A 16,573-nucleotide genomic window follows, 5' to 3' on the forward strand; every position below is an offset into this window, starting at 1 on the left:
GACCGTTGGATGGTGGTCATGCGGTCGCTCACGCGTCGCTGAGGAGCAGCACGGCGTTCTGCCCGCCGAAACCGAAGCCGCAGCTAATGGCCGTACGCGTGGGGAGCGGGCGTGGCTGCCCGGCCACGATGTCGAGCTTGTGTTCCCCGTCCTGTCCCTGGAAGTTCGCGACAGGGGGGACGACCCCGTGGCGCAGCGCGAGGACCGCGTATGCCGCCTGGATCGCCGCCGACGCTCCCAGGGAGTGGCCGATCACGCCCTTCGACGCCGTGACCGGGGGCGGCGCGTCGCCGAAGACGCGTGTCAGGGCGGCGGCCTCGGCCGCGTCGCCCAGCGGCGTGGAGGTGCCGTGCGCGTTCACGTGCCCGATGTCCCGCGGGCCGCATCCCGCGTCCTCCAGCGCGGCCACGATGGCGCGGGCGGCACCTTCGCCCCGTGGGTGCGGGGCCACGGGATGGTGGGCGTCGGAGCCAGCGCCGTAACCGCGCAGCAGCGCCAGAACCGGTGCCTTCCGGGCCCGCGCGTCGGCAGCCCTTTCCAGGACGAGGACGGCGGCGCCCTCACCGAGGACCATTCCGTCCCTGCCCGCGTCGAACGGCCTGCTGGCCAGTGCGGGTTCGTCACGGCGCCGTGACAGCGCGCGCATCTGGCTGAAGCAGGTGGCCGTCATCCGGGACCGAGCGGACTCACTGCCGCCCGCCAGGACGATGTCGCAGGTACCGGCCCGCAGCAGATCGCGCGCCACCCCGAGCGCGGTGGCACCCGAGGCGCAGGCGCTGGCGGTGGTGAAGTTGGGGCCTTGCGCGCCCAGGTCGATGGCGACCTCGCCCGCCGCCATGCTGGGCACGCTGCGCGGCAGTGCCAGCGGGGACACGCGCTGCGGCCGGTCCGCGCCCAGGTGGCCGAACTCGGTGACGTACGTGCTCAGGCAGTTGGAACCGACGCCGAGGACGACACCGACCCGCGGGCCGAGTCCGCCCTTCCTGGACAGGCCCGCGTGGTCGACGGCCCGGCGCGCCGCGACGAGCGCGAACTGGGTGAACGGGTCCACGCGCCGTGCCAGCGGCTGGCCGAGTTCCCCTGCCGCGTCGAAACCGGTGACCTGACAGGAGAAGTCGACCGGCAGGCCGCTGAGTTCGGGATCCGGCGCGGCGAGCGAACGCCCCCGGCACAGGGCCGCCCAGTTCTCCTCCGGCGTGTGTCCGGCCGGCGTCACCAGCCCGAGCCCGGTGACGGCGACGTCAGCGGGCATCGGCGAAGACACGGGCGGCGTCACCGAGAGTGGCCGACGGGGACAGATCCAGGGCCTCCTCGGACGGCACGATCCCGAACCGCTCCTCCGCCGCGACGACCATCTCCATGAGCGCCAGCGAGTCCATGCCGAGACTCGCGAACGTGGTGGACGCGGTGAGGGCCTCGGGTTCCGCCTCGACCTTGAGGTACTCCGTGAGCAGGGCGACGAGCGGTTCGGGAAAGGTGTCCTGTGCTTCCTGCGTCATGCCGGTGTCTCCTTGGTGGGTTACGCGGTGATCGCGGCTTGCTTGAGGGAGGCCATGCGCGCGGACAACTCCCTTGTACGGGCCGCGCGTTCGGCGAGCTGCTCCAGGTAGGTGCCCAGACGTTCGCGTGCCTGCTCGCCGACCGGGCCGAGGCCGGGCAGGGACATCACCTTCAGCGCACGCACCAGCGGTGCCACCACGTACTCGCGGTGGACGTCCAGGTTGTAGATCCCGGACGCGGCGATGCGCGCGGCGCGTGAGCGGAATCCGGGGATCGCCGCACCGGGCATCGCGAAGTCCCGCAGCACGTCCGCGAGGGCGGTCATCGCCTCGTCGGGGAACAGGGCGAGGGCGTCGGCGAACAGCCCCCGGTAGAAGAGCATGTGCAGGTTCTCGTCCGCCGCGATCCGTGCCATCAGCAGTTCGCCGGCCTGGTCCTGGCAGACGGCCCCGGTGTTGCGGTGCGCCTGGCGGGTCGCCAGTTCCTGGACGGTGACGTAGGCCAGCGAGTGCAGCAGCGTCGGCAGCCCGGTGCGGAATCCGGTCCCGACGTGCCGCATCCGCAGCTCTTCCAGCGCGACGGGGTCCACGGCGCGCCGGGCGTGGACGTAGGCGCGCAGGACCGAGGCGTGCCGGTCCTCCTCCGCGGTCCACCGGTGCACCCATGCGCCCCAGGCGCCGTCCCGGCCGAACCGGCTGGCGATCTCGAAGTGGTAGCTGGGCAGGTTGTCCTCGGTGAGGAGGTTGACGACCAGCGCGTCCCGGACGGCCTGCGGCAGGGACGACTGGTCAGGTGACCAGGGCGTGCCGTCCAGGGGGCCGTCGAAGTCCAGGGACGCGGTCCATGGCACGTACTGGTGGGGAAGCCAGTCCCGGGCAGCGTCGAGATGCTGTGCCAGGAGCCGTTCCACCGAGGGTTCCAGTTCGTGCAGGACGTGCTCCGACACGGCTGGGGACTCAGCCATCGACCCGTTCCCCTCATCATGTGTGCAGGACGTATCTGTATGACTTCCTGTGAACCGCATTTCACGTTCAGTGGAAACGATCTTTCACCCGATCGATCACCGTCGGTCAACAAACCGCCTGCGACGTGCGGCTTTCGCGGGACGGTGACCGATCGAGCACGCCCGGACCGGTAGTTCTTGTCGGGTGATCGCCTCAGTCCCCTCCTGTTCGTTCCCACGGTCGACGCGCACGCCTTCACGAGGGACGTGGGCCCTATGACCGACACCATCGATTCCGACTCAGATCCCGGTTCCGGTCGGGGTTCCGACTCCGGCGCCGGTCCTACGAGGCCCGGCACCGAGGACGACGGCGGGGTGAAGACCGGTGGCGTGCTGTTCGCGATGTGCCTGGCACTGGTCCTGGTCACCGCGTCCATGTCCAGCCTGTATCTCGCGCTGCCCGACCTGGCCGTCGACCTGGACGCGTCCACTACCTCGCTGACCTGGATCGTCGACGGTTACGTGCTGGCCCTCGCCGGGCTGGTCCTTCCGCTCGGCGCGCTCGGCGACCGGCTCGGCCGACGTGCGGTGCTCCTCGCGGGCGTGGTCGTGCTCGGGGCCGCGGCGCTCGCCGCCTCCGAGGCGTCGGGGACGACCGCGCTGATCACCTGGCGTGCCGTGATGGGTCTCGGCGCCGCCATGATCATGCCCGGCACACTGTCCACGATCACCGCCGTACTCCCGGACGCACAGCGGCAGAAGGGCGTCGCCGTCTGGTCCGCGTGTGCGGCGGTCGGCGTGATCCTGGGGATGCTCACCACCGGCGTACTGCTGCACTGGTTTACCTGGCGGTCGATCTTCGTCTCGGGCGCCGTGGCCGCGCTGGGCGTCGCCCTCGCCGCGGTGTTCCTGGCCCCCGAGACCAAGGGCGGTGAGCGGCACCGGTTCGATGTCGCGGGCGCGCTGTGCACGGCGCTCGCGCCCGCCGCTCTGGTGTACGCGCTGATCGAGGGCAACGACGCGGGCTGGGGTCGGCCCACGGTCCTCGCGGCGTTGGCCGTCACCGTGGTGGTCGGCATCGCGTACGTCGTCCTGGGGCTGCGCACCGCACACCCGCTCCTGGACCCGCGGCTCTTCGGCAACCGGGGCTTCAGGGCCGGGGCCGTGACGATCGCCGTGCAGTTCATGGCCGTGTTCGGGTTCTTCTTCGTCGGACTGCAGTACCTGCAACTGGTGCTCGACTACAGCCCGATGAAGTCCGCACTCGCTCTGGTGCCCGTGGCGGTGGTCGTCGCCGTCGTCTCGGAGGTGACACCTCGTCTCGCCACCCGACTCGGCGTGCGCACGATCATGATCGGCGGACTGCTGCTGCTCGGCGCGGGACTGTTCACGCTGTCCCTGATCGACGTCGATTCCGGCTACCCGCCCTTCCTGGGCAGCCTCGTGCTCGCCGGGCTCGGGATCGGTCTCACCGGAGTCGTCGGCACCTCGGCGATCACCGGTTCGCTCCCTCGCGAACAGCAGGGCACCGCCTCCGCGATGAACGACGTCACCCGCGAAGCGGGCGCGGCGATCGGGATCGCGCTGATGGGCTCGCTGTTCGGCAGCCACTACCGGTCCTCGCTGCCCGACCTCTCGGGCCTGCCCGAGCCCGCCGCAAAGGTCGTGCGCCACTCCGCGGTGGGCGGCCTCAAGGTCGCCGACCGCCTCGGCCCGCAGGGCGCGACACTCGCCAAGGACGTCAAGGAGGCGCTCGTGAACGGCATGTCGGTGGCGCTCGCCTCGGTCGCGGCGATCACCGCCGTCGCCGCCTGTCTCCTTGTCCGCACCCCGCAGCAGCCTGGCATCGCCGGAATGAGCACCTCGAAGCACCTCGCAGAGGACCCCTCGCCGTGAACGATCCGGGCTTCGCCCACCTGCCCGCCGGACTGCTGGTCCTCCTCGCGGCTCTCGTCGCCGAGCGGCTGCTCGAACTCGTGGTGGCCCGCCGTAACGCGCGCTGGGCCGCCGCCCGCGGAGGCGTCGAGTACGGGCAGGGGCACTACCCGGTGATGGTCGTACTCCATGTGGGCCTCGTCGTCGGTGTGCTGGCCGAAGTCGCCCTGGTACCACGGGCGTTCGTTCCGGCGCTCGGCTGGACCGCGCTGGCCGCGGTCGTCCTGGCGAACGTCGTACGGGCCTGGTGCGTGCACGCCCTCGGTCCGCGGTGGAACACGCGCGTGATCGTCATACCGGGCCTGCCGCTGGTGAGCGACGGGCCGTACCGCTGGATGCGTCACCCCAACTACCTCATCGTGATCGTCGAGGGGGTCGCGTTGCCCCTGGTCTACAGCGCCTGGCTGACCGCCCTGGTGTTCACCGTGGCCAACGCGGCCCTGCTCACCGTGCGCGTGTGCCTGGAGGACCGGGTGCTGGGGCCGGTGGCGTGACCTGACGCAGGCGGTGTGCGGTGTCGATGGAGACGCCAGCCTCCTGGGCCACCTCGCGCAGGGTCGCGCGGGGCCGTTCCTTCAGGAGAGCCAGGGCTTTTGTGCGCCGCTCTCGCATGTCGACCGGGCATAGCCGGCCGTCTCTCCCCACACGGGCGACCGACAGATTCAAGTGAGGAGATTCCTCCGTCGAAAGTCTGCCGCGCGCCGCCCCCACGGTCTTCGGCGACACTCCTGTCACGGTTGCGATGGCCCTGTCCGACCAGTGCGGATGGGTGGTGAGGATGCGTATCACCGCCGCTTTTCGGTCTCGGAGGGTCAGTGGCAGGCCATGGTGAATGTTGGCTCGGACGGACAGGATGAACAGGTCGGCTTCCGTTCCGTCGACGTAGCGGACCTTGATGTCGCGTTGTCTGCGCAGGGTCGCGGCTTGGAGACGGTGCATACCGTCAACCACGCGTCTCGTGTCCTGGTGCACGAGGATCGGCTCGAACTCAGTTTCGCTCTCGACCAGGACTCGTACGTGGTCTTCGTTAAGTCCGTCTAAGGGCTGTCCCGTAAACGATCTTTGGCCCAGCCCGGGCGTGGGTGGTCGGCGTGCGGGCTGCTCGGCTACCCGCCGAAGGTGAGGTTGTGCAGCCGGGCGATGCCGAGCATGGCGTGGTGCACGCCATCGCCTTTGAGGCGCCAGTCGCGGAGGATCTTCCAGCCCTTCATCCGGGCGAAGGTGTGCTCGACGCGGGCGCGGACCTGTTTGTGGGAGCGGTTGTGCTTCTCCTTCCAGGCCGACAGTTCCTGGCCCTTTCGGCGGCGGTGCGGGACGACCAGGCCGGTGCCCTGGTAGCCGCCGTCGGCGATAGTCGTTGTGGTGCCGACGGCAGCCTTGGCCCCGGACTCCTCCCAGCCGCGGGAGTCGTGCCGGTTTCCAGGCAAGGGTCGACCGACCACGACGACCAGCCGGGTGTCAGCGTCGATGACGACTTGGTGGGCAGTGGAATAGCGGTAGTCCTTCGACTGCTCGGCCACCGAGTGGTCGCGGGTGGGCACCAGGGTGCCGTCGACGATGAGCACGGTGGCCTTGCGGAACTGCTTCCGCTGCCGGAGCGCCAGCAATGGACCGATGTGGTCGATGATCCGGTCAGCGGCCGACTTGGAGATCCCGAACAACAGGGCAAGCTGTCGCATCGTCAAGTTCGTGCGCCAGTACACCGTCACCAGCAGGACACGGTCCTCCAGTGGCAGGCTCCAGGGCCGGCCGCGCTGCTGATCCGAGGCTTGCTCGCGTCGCACCGAGGCAACCAACTTGCCGAAGCAGCGCGAGCTCAGCCCGGTGAAGGGCTCTATCCAGGACGGCACCGACGCCGTGATCACACCAGCCACAACGTGATCGTTTCACTCGGGGGGAAGCAACCAACGCCCCGTGCCTTCTCGGCCTGAGCCGGTCCAGAATGCCGCCATGGCCGACGAAGAACACAACAAGCCAGCTGCACGCTCCTTCCTGTCATGCGCCACCGAGGTGGCGCGGCTGATGGATCTGGGAAACGCGGCCGACGTGCCGGAAGCACGCCGCGCACGGCACCTGGCCCATGCGGTGCGCAAACCACTGCTCGAACGCACCCACCTGCCCGAAGAGTTCTTCGCCCCGTTGCTGGCCGCAGCCGTCTACGACCCGGACCCCAGCTTCTGCCGCTGGTTCGTCGAACCAGCGGTCTACTCCTTCGGGCGCCGCAGAGTCATGACCGCACTGCTCGACTATCTACGGACCGGCACGGAGGCGGAGCAAGCAGGCGCCAAGCGGGCCTGGTACTGCGCCCATGTGCCGCTCCGCGCAGACCGGTCCCCGGCCTACGCACCCGACGGAAGCCGCGATCCCGCCATGGATGAGTCCCAAGAAGTAATGGCCGAGTGGCGGGAAACCGTTCGGCGATCAGCCATGTGACTGGGACGCCGCGAAACCTGAGCCGGCCCCGTTGCTATGGGGCTGTTGGTGAGCCGAAGCTCAGGAGTTGTCACCAGCGGGACCGGCTGAGCTGGTGAACAGGGGCAGTCGAAGCAGCCTGGTTGTCACCAACGAGGCATCCGACTTGTCACAGACGTTCATTCAGCAGCCTTTCTGTTACCAGAAACGAAGATCGGGGACATGAGGTTTTCCACGGCGCTTCGATGAGCCCATGGCCGCTACACGTGCTGGGTTGGGAAGGGTAATCGACTCCGCTGGCACCGGGTCCATCTGGTCGCATCAGTGCAGATGGGAGGATCTTTTCGTGCCGACAGACGTCGACGCGGGCAGGACCGGCCTGGATCTGGGCGAAGGCTGGACGAGACGGTGGACGGTCTCGTGGCGGGCCGGTGGGGACGATGTGTCCTGCTCGGTGCACGATCTCGTGGAACGGCTACACACAGCTAACGAACCGCCATCTCCGCACCAGCGGCACGGCCCGCTACTTCGAACAGTCCCTCGACACCATCACCGCCGAAATCCTCGCCGGCCCTGTCATCGACTACCAGCACCGGCGCGAGGCCCTCGCCACCTGGACCCTGGAACACGAGACTGGCAGCACCTCCTCGCCCAGCGTCCGATCCTCACAAACCACCGAAAACCCATCAGCGACGACCGCAGACGCCTGGCCGTCAGCGCCTACATCTGGACCCGCGTCACCGAAGGCGAGCCCAACTTCGCACCCTGCCCGCCGCACATCGCACCTCACCCCGCACTACGCGCCGCCTGGGCCCGGGAGCGACACAACGTCTTCCGTTGGCTCCGCACCACTGACCACCAGCCCTACTACGGGGCCCTCAAACCACTGCTCGAAGACCACGCCGAGCAACTGGCCAAGGCGATCGACAGACGCTGAGCCTGAGCGTGATGGCAAGGTCAGGACCGCGTCGTCCGGAACGCCAGATACCGGCTGAAGGCTTCGTTGCTGTCGGGGGTGAAGCGCCACTCCAGCAGGGCCGACCGCAGCTCCGGCTCGGTCAGCCAGCCATGCCAGGCGACCTCATCGGGATCGAGGACCACGGCGTCCGGCACCACGGCTTCGTGCACGCCGAGCCAGTGAGGGCTCAAGCCGCTGCGGTTGATGAACGTGAACAGCAGGCGTGGCAGCGCACGAATGCCCAGCTCTTCGGTCAGCTCCCGCGCGGCGGCCTGTTCATAGGACTCGCCGACATTTGCGGCGCCACCGACCCCGAACTCATAGAGCCCGGGGAAGCGCGATACCTGCTCCGACCGTCGGTGGACGAGGATCCGTCCACGCTCATCACGACACACCGTCACAGCGACTCGGTGCAGCCAACCCTCCTGGATGGCCTGTCGGCGGCTGACCAACATCCCCAGCACACGATCTTGATCGTCGACACGCTCCACCAGTTCATCCACGACGCACACCCTGGCAGAGCCCACTGACATTGACACTTCATTGAGCCGGCAGAGGCTGACCCAGGAGAAATCCCGGTCCGCACACACCTGATCGACCGCACCGGATCTTCTGCTCTGCCTGTCCACGTGGCACACACAGCGCTAGCGTCAAGTCCATGATCGTATGGCTCAACGGCACCCACGGCGCAGGCAAGACAACAACTAGGGTCCGTCTTCAAACGGATCTTGCCCAGAGTAGGAGCGATGCGAGGGTGACCGCCGCTTCGTAGGAGGTGGCGGTCTTGTCGTATCGGGTGGCGATGCCGCGGAAGCCCTTGAGCCGGTTGAAGCAGCGCTCGATCACGTTGCGCCGCCGGTAGGTCTCCCGGTCGAACCCTGGCGGTCGGCCGCCTTGGCAACCGCGCCTCAGCCGGTGCCGTCGCTGGTCGGTTTTCTCCGGAATGGTGTGCGCAATGCCGCGTTTTCGCAGGTAGGCGCGGAAGCTGCGGGAGCTGTAAGCCTTGTCTGCGATGACCTGGTCGGGCCTGCACCGAGGCCGGCCCAGGCCGGTGCGGGGAACACGGATCCGTTCCAGCAGAGGGCGTGCACAGACACTGTCGTGGCGTTGGCCGGGCGTCACCAGGATCGCGAGCGGGCGGCCCTTGCCGTCGCAGGCGAGGTGGACTTTGGTGGTCAGTCCGCCGCGGGATCGGCCGAGGGCGTGATCGTCCGGTTCGTCCTGCTGGTGCCGCCCCCTTTTCGGCCCGTGGCGGCGGCGTGCTGGTGAGCGCGGACGATGGTGGAGTCGATCTGGACCAGCCAGTCGATGTCGCCGGCCGCGTCCGCCTGGGCCTGGATCTGCTGCAGAGCCCGGGTGAACACCCCGTCCAGGGCGTAGCGGCGGAAGCGGGTGTAGACGGTCTTCCACGGCCCGTAGCGTTCCGGCAGGTCACGCCAGGAGATCCCGGTGCGGATCTTGTAGACCATCCCGTTGATGACCTGCCGGTCCTCCACTCGAGGCCGCCCCGTCGCGGCCCGGGGTATCAGCGGAGCGAGCAACTCCCACTCCCGGTCGGTGAGTTCATGACGACGTACCACAACACCATGATCTACCACCCAGATGATCTTTGAAGACAGCCCCTAGTGCGCTCGTCCAGCAGCTGATCCCAGACTCACGAGTGTTCGACGCCGAGAAAGTCGGCGAGACACTCATGGACATCAAGCCAGGACTGCCCGCGACGGACAACTTCCAGCACTGGCCGCCATGGCGACCCCTCGTGGTCGAAACCGCCCGACGCATCCTCGACTACACCGGCGGAACCCTGGTGGTGCCCATGACCGTCCTGGTCGAGCAATACTGGCGCGAGATCAGCTCGGGCCTTGCCCAGCACGACATTCCGGTCCGGCACTTCGTCCTCCATGCCGACCAGGGCACCCTCCGCGCGCGCATCGCGGGCGACACCGTTCTCGGCCCCAACTCTTCGTTCCGCCTTCAATACCTCGAGCCCTACGCCGAGGCAGCCCGCACGTGGCTGCACGCCGAGGCTGAGGTCGTCGACACCACGCACCTCACCCCCGCCCAGGCCGCCGGGCAGATCGCAGAGTTTGTCAAGAGTTGAGACCTTCCGGCGCCGCATCTCGCAGGTGACAACAAGACTGCCTATGTGACAACCACCGTGCTTCGGCTCAGTTGGTCACTCTGACCAGTTACGGGACAGGTCTTAGGCGAGGGGAGTCCGCCGGAAGCAGGCTTTCGACCGGCACTGTGCATAACGGAGGTTGTGCTTCGTTCAGCAACTTTCCTGTCCTCTCCCACCCATCGGCACGACTGTCGGATCATGTGTACAAAATGCGAAGGTTGGTGCCGCATCGAATGCGTAAGCAGCACCGGTCCGCCCCCTACTTTGGGTCTGTCCGCCCAGGGATGCCGTAACGAGCCCAGAGCTGCTGGGCTACGGCTGCTGTCCTGGCAGGGGTGCGGCCGGAAAGCAAGCGCGATACCGAGCACGATCGTTGATAGTGCGGATACCGCGGCGAGCGCGGTTGAGTGCTCGGGACAGGTCCGCGATCAGCACCATCGATTCACCGAACTGGTGCTGCAAGTCCGGTGCTGCTGATCGCCATTCAGTCGGGTACTGCTGCGCGACGGCACGGCAGTTCCCGACGAGCTCGTTCATCAACTGGCGGAAGGCTTCAGCGTCGTTACGGGTGAAGTCGGCCGAGCTTAGTCCCTGCTGCGCAGTCATGAGTCTCCTCGTGGGCTGGACACTCGCCAGCCTTGCTGGCCAGTGCGTTTGAGTGATTTTCAGATAGGTGGGGGGTAGTGAAGGCTCTCTTGCAAAGTGGCGTACCAGGGCCAAGGGCGGGCGGCTGCCCAGGGAACCGGCACTCATCGATCCGTGCGCCGCGACGAGCACCCGAATACCAACGGGGGCTGCGGAGCCCGCAGGTGCTGTGCGTCTCAGGGTCGTTCGGAATCGGGCAGTGTCGGGAAGTGGAATAGAACGGAAGGCCGCGTATGTGCTTCCCTGCCAGCCTGCAATCTTCGTCCTGCCCGGCTGACATCGGCGAACTGCAATCAAGGTTGCACGGCGTGGCTCTCCGATCAACTGGCTGCACTGAAGCTCCCAAGCCGCAGTGATCGCGATCCGTAGTCGGGAGGTTTCTTCTTGCCAAGCGGTGATAGTGCTACGCAATGCTCGTACGGGAACACTCCAACTGGCGATGCCACCTGTATATGGCACTGCAGCAACGGTCGAAGTGGCGGTAAACGATCATTGAAAGCCAGCCGAGGTACCCGCTAGGGTGCACTGCGCACACGAACACTTCTTCGCTGCTCACCCTGGGAGCGCACCGGTGGACTCTGCCCCTACGCTGCAAGCGACGCTTGCGCGGCTTGAGGCGCTGCTGGTTGAGCGAGGCATCGATCGGTCCGAACTGTTCGACGTCAAGGAGCTGGCCGCCAGGACGGCCCTTCCGCAGCGAACGATCCGGGCGCTTCTGCGAGGAGGTGATCCACCGGTGGATACGGTCAATGAGCGGGTTCGGGAGCGGATTCAAGCCGTTGCGAACGCTCATCTGGAGCGTACCGGGCAGCGCATGTCCGACCTCGTCGGCAGCATTTCACGTCAACTGGGCGTCTCCCCTTACTGGGCCCGGCAAGTCTGCTCTGGCCAGAAGGTTCCCAGCATTGCGTTCCTGCACGGCCTGGTCGGCTTCTTCCGCCTCGAGGGGGAGAAGCGTTCTTCACCGCGCCCGCCCCGGAGGCTCTCAACCGTGTCCTGGCGCCGATGGTTGCGTCGCTGCAGTCGGCATCTGACCAGCCGGACAGCCCAGCTGACCCGCTGGCCACCGCCGTGCTGGCCGGGTACAGCGACGTGCGCGGCGTAGCCCTGCGCAAGGCTGGCAGACTCCCACCAGAACGATGGAAGGTACTCAACGCCACCTTGGAGGCGTTGCTGGAACTGGACGACAGCGAAGAGGACCAGTGAGTTCGGGGCCGAAGCAGATGCGGCGGTTGAGCGTTCAACTCATCCGCGCTCTGCGCCTTCCATCTGACGGCCAGGACGTGATCCCGGCGATAGGGCAGGCCCTCACCCGGGTGCGGGGGCGGACTGTTCGATTACGGGCAGCCGCTTTCCCACCCGCCACGGCCAGCGGCGTATGGATAGACCGCACCGACCACGACCTGATTGCCTACGAGAAGAACACCGACCCCGAGCACCAGCTCGTGATCATCGGTCACGAGGCATGGCACATGTTCCAGGGGCACTGCGGTACCGGCGTCGGCCACGGACCGCCCGCCGCGTCGCGTGCCGACGGCAGGAAAGCCGCGGTGTGGGTCGAACTGCGAGCGATGCTCTCCGCCCTCGTCGCGGACACTGGCGAGCCAGCCGCCGAGCGCATGGACATCGATCTGCACTTCGCCGCACGGACCGATGACCGCGAGCTCCAAGAGGAACTCGAAGCTGAGCGCTTCGGTTTCCGCTTCGCCACCGACGTGCGGTCCGCACAGGATAAGGCCCGCGAACCCGGCGACCCGCACCATCTCGCCGGGCGCATCCAGGCATCCATGGCACACCGCTTCAAGCAGGACTGACCCGTCCAGCAGATCATCCCACCCGTCCCCACCCACGAGAGCAGCGGCAAGGTGACATCCGGACCGAGCAACCTTGGTTTTTACCTCAGTGGGGGCATCCTTCTTCTGGTCTGTGCCCTTAAAGTTCCCGCGTTGGTCCGCAGACGCCATGACACCCTGTTACGCGCCGCGTGCCTGCTGCTCTTCTCAGCTGGCTGTCTCATGATCCTTGCCGCACCGGATTCCATCACGGCACTCAATCGGCTCACTGGGATACCGAACATCGCTGCCCCCGCCGTCTACACGACGACGGTCGTGTTCTCCGGAGCGAGCCTCGTCCTGATCATCAACTGGCGGCCCGCGCCACCGGAGCAGACCCGGCGTTTCACCCGCCTCTGCGTCGCGGCCTACGGCCTTATCGCCCTCGCCGTCATCGCCCTGTTCTGGGCGGGCAACGCCCCCGTCGAGCAGCCCACCTTGTTCGACGCCTACTACGCCACCACGCCCTATCTACGGGAAATGATCGTCCTCTACCTGGTCAGCCATGGCGTGACCATGGCCATCGCCAGTGCACTGTGCTGGCGATGGTCCGGCACGGTGGGCGGATCGCTGCGGGCAGGCCTGCGCATCCTTGCACCCACCTACCTGATCATCGTGTGCTACGACGCCCTCAGGCTGACCGCGGTAGCCGCCCGATGGACGGGCCATGACCTGGACTACCTGGTCGATGAGGTCTCCCCTCTGTTCGCCGCGCCCGCCTGCCTGCTGGGGGCACTGGGCTTCGCCCTTCCGCTCATCGGCCCGCGAGTCGCCGAAACCGCACGTGTTCTCCGGCAGTTATGGCAGCTGCAGCCCTTATGGCGCACCCTGCGTGACGTACCCACTCCCAGTGCCGTCCGCGTCCGGCTGCCGTGGTGGCGAACACCCCCGGCCGTGTTGCTGACAGGCCGGAGGACGACCCTCTACGACGCGTTGCTTGCTCTGGCCCCCTCCTACGACCCCGTCGTCCGGGACGCCGCCTACCACGCGGCCCTCCGCGGCGGCGAAGAGGACTCCCGCGCCGCGATCACAGCGGACGCCGCCATGATCCTCGCCGCTCGCGACCGGCAGCGCTCCAGCCCCGGGCACCTGCCGCACGCCCCGCACCCCCTGCCGTGGCGGGCGCACGACCTGCCTTCCCTGTCCCAGGCCCTCGCCTCGCCCTTCGCCCGGAACTTCCGTGAGTACATCGTCTCCTCGCAGAAAGCAGTCCACCATGAGTGAGGCCCCACACGGCCGCCGCCTCGCACACGCCGTCGTCATCGGAGGCAGCATCGCCGGGATGCTCGCTGCGGCTGCCCTCAAGCAGCACGTCGACTCCGTGGAGATCGTCGAGGCGCACGAACTGCCCGAAGGACCCGAGCCGCGGGCCGGTGTGCCCCAGGCCGTGCACATCCACTTCCTGCAGACCGGCGGCGCCGAGGCCATCGAGGCCCTCCTGCCCGGCAGCACCGACCTGCTGCTGGCCGCTGGCGCGCACCGCATACCCGAGACCACCGACATGGTCATCTACGCACCCGAGGGCTGGTACCGCCGCTGGAGACGCGCCACCCACTACCTCATTACCGCCAGCCGGGACCTGACCGACCACATCATCCGCCAGCAGGTTCTCAAGGACCCCCGCGTCACCGTCCGCACGCGCACCAGAGCCGTCGAACTCCTCGGCACCCGCCACCGGATCACCGGCGTACGCGTCCGTGGTGCCGACGGTGCGGACACCGACCTGCACGCCGACCTCGTCATCGACGCCTCCGGCCGGGCCTCCCGCACCCCCCAGTGGCTGGCGGGCCTCGGCCTCACCCGCCTGGCCTCCGACCACATCGACTCCGGGCTCGTCTACGCCAGCCGCTTCTACCGCGCCCCCGTCCCCACCCGCGGCTGGCCCGTGATCGGTGTGCAGGCCGACCCGCGCCTGCCCCGGCCCGGCAACGCGGGCGGCATCCTGCCCGTCGAGGGAGACCGCTGGCACGTCAGTCTGATGGGCGCCCCCGGCGGCCAGCCCACCAGCGACCCGGACGCCTTCGAACCCTTCGCCCGCACCCTGCGCCACCCCCTCATAGCGGACCTGCTCCGCCACGCCGAACCCCTCACCGACGTCCGCGTCACCCACAGCACCGCCAACCGGCGCCACTACTACGAACGCCTCAGGCCATGGCCCGAGGGCTTGGTCGTGCTCGGAGACGCCGCAGCCGCCTTCAACCCCCTGTACGGCCACGGCATGTCGGTGGCAGCACAAGGCGCCGCCGCCCTGCGCGAGGAACTGGCCACCGGCCCGGCACCCGGCCTCGCCCGACGCGCCCAGCGCGCCATCGCCCGGCGCGTCGACACCGCGTGGGCGCTCGCGGTGGGACAGGACATCCACTTCCCCACCACCACCGGCAAGCGGCCAACAGCCGCCGACCGCCTACTGCACCGCTACGTCAGCCGCCTGTCCCGCACGGCCACCGGCTCCTTCCACGCCGCGACCTACCTCACCGACGTCCTCGCCCTCCAGGCAACCCCCACCTCCCTCATCACCCCCCGCGTCCTCCTGACCGCCCTCGCAGGCCCCCTGCGCCCACCCCTCGACGAACCGCAGCTCACCGCCACCGAACGCGGCCTGCTGAACCAGCTACGGGGGACTTCCCCGTCGTGCTCCACGGAATGAGCCGCAGGCCGGTGCAGGTCTGCCAGGAACGCGTGACGGTGGTCGACGGGGCAGGTGAAGGCTCGCAAGCCTCCCTGTGAGCTGACCCAGGTTTGGTGGAGTCCCTGAAGCCAGGTTTGTGATCCTGGCCCGAAGGAGAACGACGAGTAGTGCCAGCACCACGTAAGTACCCGGACGAGCTTCGTGAGCGGGCTGTCCGCGAAGTCCGCACCACCGGCCGTCCGATCGCGCACGTCGCGAAGGACCTGGGCATCCACAAGGAGGCCCTGCGCGGGTGGGTGCGCCAGGCTGAGGCGGACGCCGGTGAACGCGATGACCGGCTGACCACCGCAGAGCAGGAAGAACTGAGGCAACTCCACCGCGAAAACGCGGAGTTGAGGCGGTCGAACGAGATCCTGAAGGCCGCGAGCGCGTTTCTTGCGGCGGAACTCGACCGTCCCCGGACGAGGCCGACCAGGTGATCGAGCACCTCAGGGACAAGGGCCTCGGGGTCGGGTTCGCCTGCCGGGTGCTGGGGCTGTCTGAGTCGGCGTATTACGCGCGCAAGAAGCGGCCGCAGTCGGCCCGCCGACTGCGGGACGAGCAGCTCATGCCGCTGATCGAACAGGTCCGTGCCGAGTCCGGCGGCACCTACGGCGTCCGCCGGATCACCCGCGCGCTCAAGCGCAAGGGTGTGCAGGTGGCCCGCTGCACCGTCGAGCGGTGGATGGACGAGCTGGGCCTAGAGGTCGTCATCCGCGGTCAGCGGCGGCGGACCACCGTGCCTGAGCCGTCGGCACCCCGCCCGCCGGACCTGGTCGACCGCGACTTCACCGCATCCCGGCCGGACCAGCTGTGGGTGGCGGACATGACGTATGTCCGCACTTGGACGGGCTGTGTGTATGTGGCGTTCGTTCTGGACGTGTTCTCCCGGATGATCGTCGGCTGGCAGGTCACCAACCACATGCGAACCCACCTCCCGTTGGAGGCGCTGGAGAGGGCGCTGTGGAGGAGACGGATCAAGAAGGACTCCGGGCTGATCCATCACAGCGACAGAGGGTCGCAGTACGTGGCGATTCGCTACACCGACCGGCTCGCCGAGATCGGGGTCGCCGCGTCCGTCGGCTCGGTCGCGGACTCGTATGACAACGCGATGGCCGAGGCGCTGAACGGCACCTTCAAGGCCGAACTGAACGAGATGCAAGGCCCCTGGACCGGCTTCGACCAGGTCGAACGGGCGATCTTCCAGTGGGTCACCTGGTACAACGAGGAACGGCTCCACTCCGCCCTCGACTACGTACCGCCCGCCGAGTACGAACGCGACTGGTGGCGACAACACAAGGCCACCCAACAGTCCGCCTGAAACAAGATCACCGGACTCCACGAAACCCGGGACAGTCCAGTGGGGTGGGTGGTTGGGTCGGGGTGGGCGGGGTGTGTGATCTGGGGTTGAGTCTTGTGTGCTGAGCGGGGCTGGGTTTGTTGTGGGGTAGCTCTAGCGTGTAAGGGCTCGGTTGGTGTTTTTGCTGGTCAGCGCTGTTTTGCCTGTTCGGTGGTTGGGGTTAGCGGCTATGGGTGGGGCCTCTGTGTTGTTCGGCGA

The 16,573-nt window shown here is 67.9% G+C and carries 15 protein-coding genes and 1 pseudogene; 9 read left to right on the forward strand and 7 right to left on the reverse strand.

The annotated features are described in order from the left end of the window. Positions 1–28: 28 nt before the first annotated feature. The 3 genes from ACFQZ6_RS35035 to ACFQZ6_RS35045 are packed head-to-tail and all read right to left on the reverse strand — an operon-like array spanning position 29 to position 2,464. Positions 29–1,252 (reverse strand): beta-ketoacyl-[acyl-carrier-protein] synthase family protein, encoded by a 1,224-nt coding sequence (locus ACFQZ6_RS35035; RefSeq protein WP_381617825.1) that lies wholly within the window; start codon positions 1,250–1,252, stop codon positions 29–31. Continuing rightward, positions 1,242–1,499, reverse strand: coding sequence for an acyl carrier protein (locus tag ACFQZ6_RS35040; RefSeq protein ID WP_381617827.1), 258 nt, complete (start codon positions 1,497–1,499; stop codon positions 1,242–1,244). Before ACFQZ6_RS35040 ends, ACFQZ6_RS35035 begins: the two co-directional genes overlap by 11 nt. Before the next feature lie 20 nt (positions 1,500–1,519). Beyond that, positions 1,520–2,464, reverse strand: coding sequence for an acyl-ACP desaturase (locus ACFQZ6_RS35045; RefSeq protein WP_381617830.1), 945 nt, complete (start codon positions 2,462–2,464; stop codon positions 1,520–1,522). A 255-nt stretch (positions 2,465–2,719) separates the two neighbouring features. Here ACFQZ6_RS35045 and ACFQZ6_RS35050 point away from each other — a divergent pair, with 255 nt between their 5' ends. Both ACFQZ6_RS35050 and ACFQZ6_RS35055 read left to right on the forward strand, forming a co-directional pair. Beyond that, positions 2,720–4,339, forward strand: a complete 1,620-nt coding sequence (locus ACFQZ6_RS35050; protein WP_381617833.1) for an MFS transporter — start codon at positions 2,720–2,722, stop codon at positions 4,337–4,339. Continuing rightward, positions 4,336–4,872, forward strand: a complete 537-nt coding sequence (locus ACFQZ6_RS35055) for an isoprenylcysteine carboxyl methyltransferase family protein (RefSeq protein WP_381617836.1) — start codon at positions 4,336–4,338, stop codon at positions 4,870–4,872. The genes ACFQZ6_RS35050 and ACFQZ6_RS35055 overlap by 4 nt, the downstream gene beginning before the upstream one ends. Positions 4,873–5,484: 612 nt before the next feature. On the opposite strand, the gene ACFQZ6_RS35060 is transcribed toward ACFQZ6_RS35055, so the two are convergent. Further along, positions 5,485–6,252, reverse strand: coding sequence for a transposase (locus tag ACFQZ6_RS35060; RefSeq protein WP_381617839.1), 768 nt, complete (start codon positions 6,250–6,252; stop codon positions 5,485–5,487). Positions 6,253–6,328: 76 nt separating this feature from the next. On the opposite strand from ACFQZ6_RS35060, the gene ACFQZ6_RS35065 reads away from it, so the two are divergent. Next, on the forward strand, positions 6,329–6,811 hold the full coding sequence (locus ACFQZ6_RS35065) for a hypothetical protein (RefSeq protein WP_381617842.1): 483 nt from the start codon (positions 6,329–6,331) through the stop codon (positions 6,809–6,811). A gap of 936 nt (positions 6,812–7,747) precedes the next feature. On the opposite strand, the gene ACFQZ6_RS35070 is transcribed toward ACFQZ6_RS35065, so the two are convergent. Together ACFQZ6_RS35070 and ACFQZ6_RS35075 are read right to left on the reverse strand one after the other, a co-directional pair. Further along, positions 7,748–8,281: an NUDIX hydrolase gene (locus ACFQZ6_RS35070; protein WP_381618900.1), complete on the reverse strand. Its 534-nt coding sequence runs from the start codon at positions 8,279–8,281 to the stop codon at positions 7,748–7,750. A 184-nt stretch (positions 8,282–8,465) separates the two neighbouring features. After that, positions 8,466–9,328, reverse strand: a protein-coding gene (locus tag ACFQZ6_RS35075; RefSeq protein ID WP_381604552.1) for an IS5 family transposase whose coding sequence is annotated in 2 segments (ribosomal slippage) — positions 8,466–8,959 and positions 8,959–9,328 — 864 coding nt in all. Because the reading frame shifts where the segments join, the coding sequence is not laid out codon by codon here. A gap of 80 nt (positions 9,329–9,408) precedes the next feature. Between ACFQZ6_RS35075 and ACFQZ6_RS35080 the strand changes: the two genes are divergently transcribed. Further along, positions 9,409–9,849: an ATP-binding protein gene (locus ACFQZ6_RS35080; RefSeq protein WP_381617845.1), complete on the forward strand. Its 441-nt coding sequence runs from the start codon at positions 9,409–9,411 to the stop codon at positions 9,847–9,849. A gap of 333 nt (positions 9,850–10,182) precedes the next feature. Here the strand turns inward: ACFQZ6_RS35080 and ACFQZ6_RS35085 are convergent, their stop codons facing one another. Next, positions 10,183–10,476 (reverse strand): hypothetical protein, encoded by a 294-nt coding sequence (locus ACFQZ6_RS35085; protein ID WP_381617847.1) that lies wholly within the window; start codon positions 10,474–10,476, stop codon positions 10,183–10,185. 1,044 nt (positions 10,477–11,520) lie between these two features. Here ACFQZ6_RS35085 and ACFQZ6_RS35090 point away from each other — a divergent pair. The 5 genes and pseudogenes from ACFQZ6_RS35090 to ACFQZ6_RS35110 all read left to right on the forward strand — a co-directional run bounded on the left by ACFQZ6_RS35090 (position 11,521) and on the right by ACFQZ6_RS35110 (position 16,336). Next, positions 11,521–11,721: a hypothetical protein gene (locus ACFQZ6_RS35090; protein ID WP_381617850.1), complete on the forward strand. Its 201-nt coding sequence runs from the start codon at positions 11,521–11,523 to the stop codon at positions 11,719–11,721. Beyond that, positions 11,718–12,329 carry a toxin-antitoxin system, toxin component gene (locus ACFQZ6_RS35095; RefSeq protein WP_381617853.1) on the forward strand — a complete coding sequence of 204 codons (612 nt, stop codon included), beginning with the start codon at positions 11,718–11,720 and terminating at the stop codon, positions 12,327–12,329. Before ACFQZ6_RS35090 ends, ACFQZ6_RS35095 begins: the two co-directional genes overlap by 4 nt. A gap of 51 nt (positions 12,330–12,380) precedes the next feature. Then, a complete protein-coding gene (locus tag ACFQZ6_RS35100; RefSeq protein ID WP_381617855.1) occupies positions 12,381–13,571 on the forward strand; it encodes an MAB_1171c family putative transporter in 1,191 nt (396 codons plus the stop codon). Beyond that, positions 13,564–14,994, forward strand: coding sequence for an FAD-dependent oxidoreductase (locus tag ACFQZ6_RS35105; RefSeq protein WP_381617858.1), 1,431 nt, complete (start codon positions 13,564–13,566; stop codon positions 14,992–14,994). The genes ACFQZ6_RS35100 and ACFQZ6_RS35105 overlap by 8 nt, the downstream gene beginning before the upstream one ends. Positions 14,995–15,143: 149 nt before the next feature. Then, positions 15,144–16,336: pseudogene (locus tag ACFQZ6_RS35110) on the forward strand (IS3 family transposase). Positions 16,337–16,573 lie beyond the last annotated feature (237 nt).

It is taken from the genome of Streptomyces flavalbus, assembly GCF_042674625.1.
Taxonomy (GTDB): Bacteria; Actinomycetota; Actinomycetes; order Streptomycetales; family Streptomycetaceae; genus Streptomyces; species Streptomyces flavalbus.

Coding starts and splice junctions, on each gene's coding strand:
- ACFQZ6_RS35035 (WP_381617825.1), bottom strand. CDS start 1,252: ATGCCCGCTGACGTCGCCGTCACCGGGCTCGGGCTGGTGACGCCGGCC.
- ACFQZ6_RS35040 (WP_381617827.1), bottom strand. CDS start 1,499: ATGACGCAGGAAGCACAGGACACCTTTCCCGAACCGCTCGTCGCCCTG.
- ACFQZ6_RS35045 (WP_381617830.1), bottom strand. CDS start 2,464: ATGGCTGAGTCCCCAGCCGTGTCGGAGCACGTCCTGCACGAACTGGAA.
- ACFQZ6_RS35050 (WP_381617833.1), top strand. CDS start 2,720: ATGACCGACACCATCGATTCCGACTCAGATCCCGGTTCCGGTCGGGGT.
- ACFQZ6_RS35065 (WP_381617842.1), top strand. CDS start 6,329: ATGGCCGACGAAGAACACAACAAGCCAGCTGCACGCTCCTTCCTGTCA.
- ACFQZ6_RS35070 (WP_381618900.1), bottom strand. CDS start 8,281: ATGTCAGTGGGCTCTGCCAGGGTGTGCGTCGTGGATGAACTGGTGGAG.
- ACFQZ6_RS35085 (WP_381617847.1), bottom strand. CDS start 10,476: ATGACTGCGCAGCAGGGACTAAGCTCGGCCGACTTCACCCGTAACGAC.
- ACFQZ6_RS35090 (WP_381617850.1), top strand. CDS start 11,521: ATGGTTGCGTCGCTGCAGTCGGCATCTGACCAGCCGGACAGCCCAGCT.
- ACFQZ6_RS35105 (WP_381617858.1), top strand. CDS start 13,564: ATGAGTGAGGCCCCACACGGCCGCCGCCTCGCACACGCCGTCGTCATC.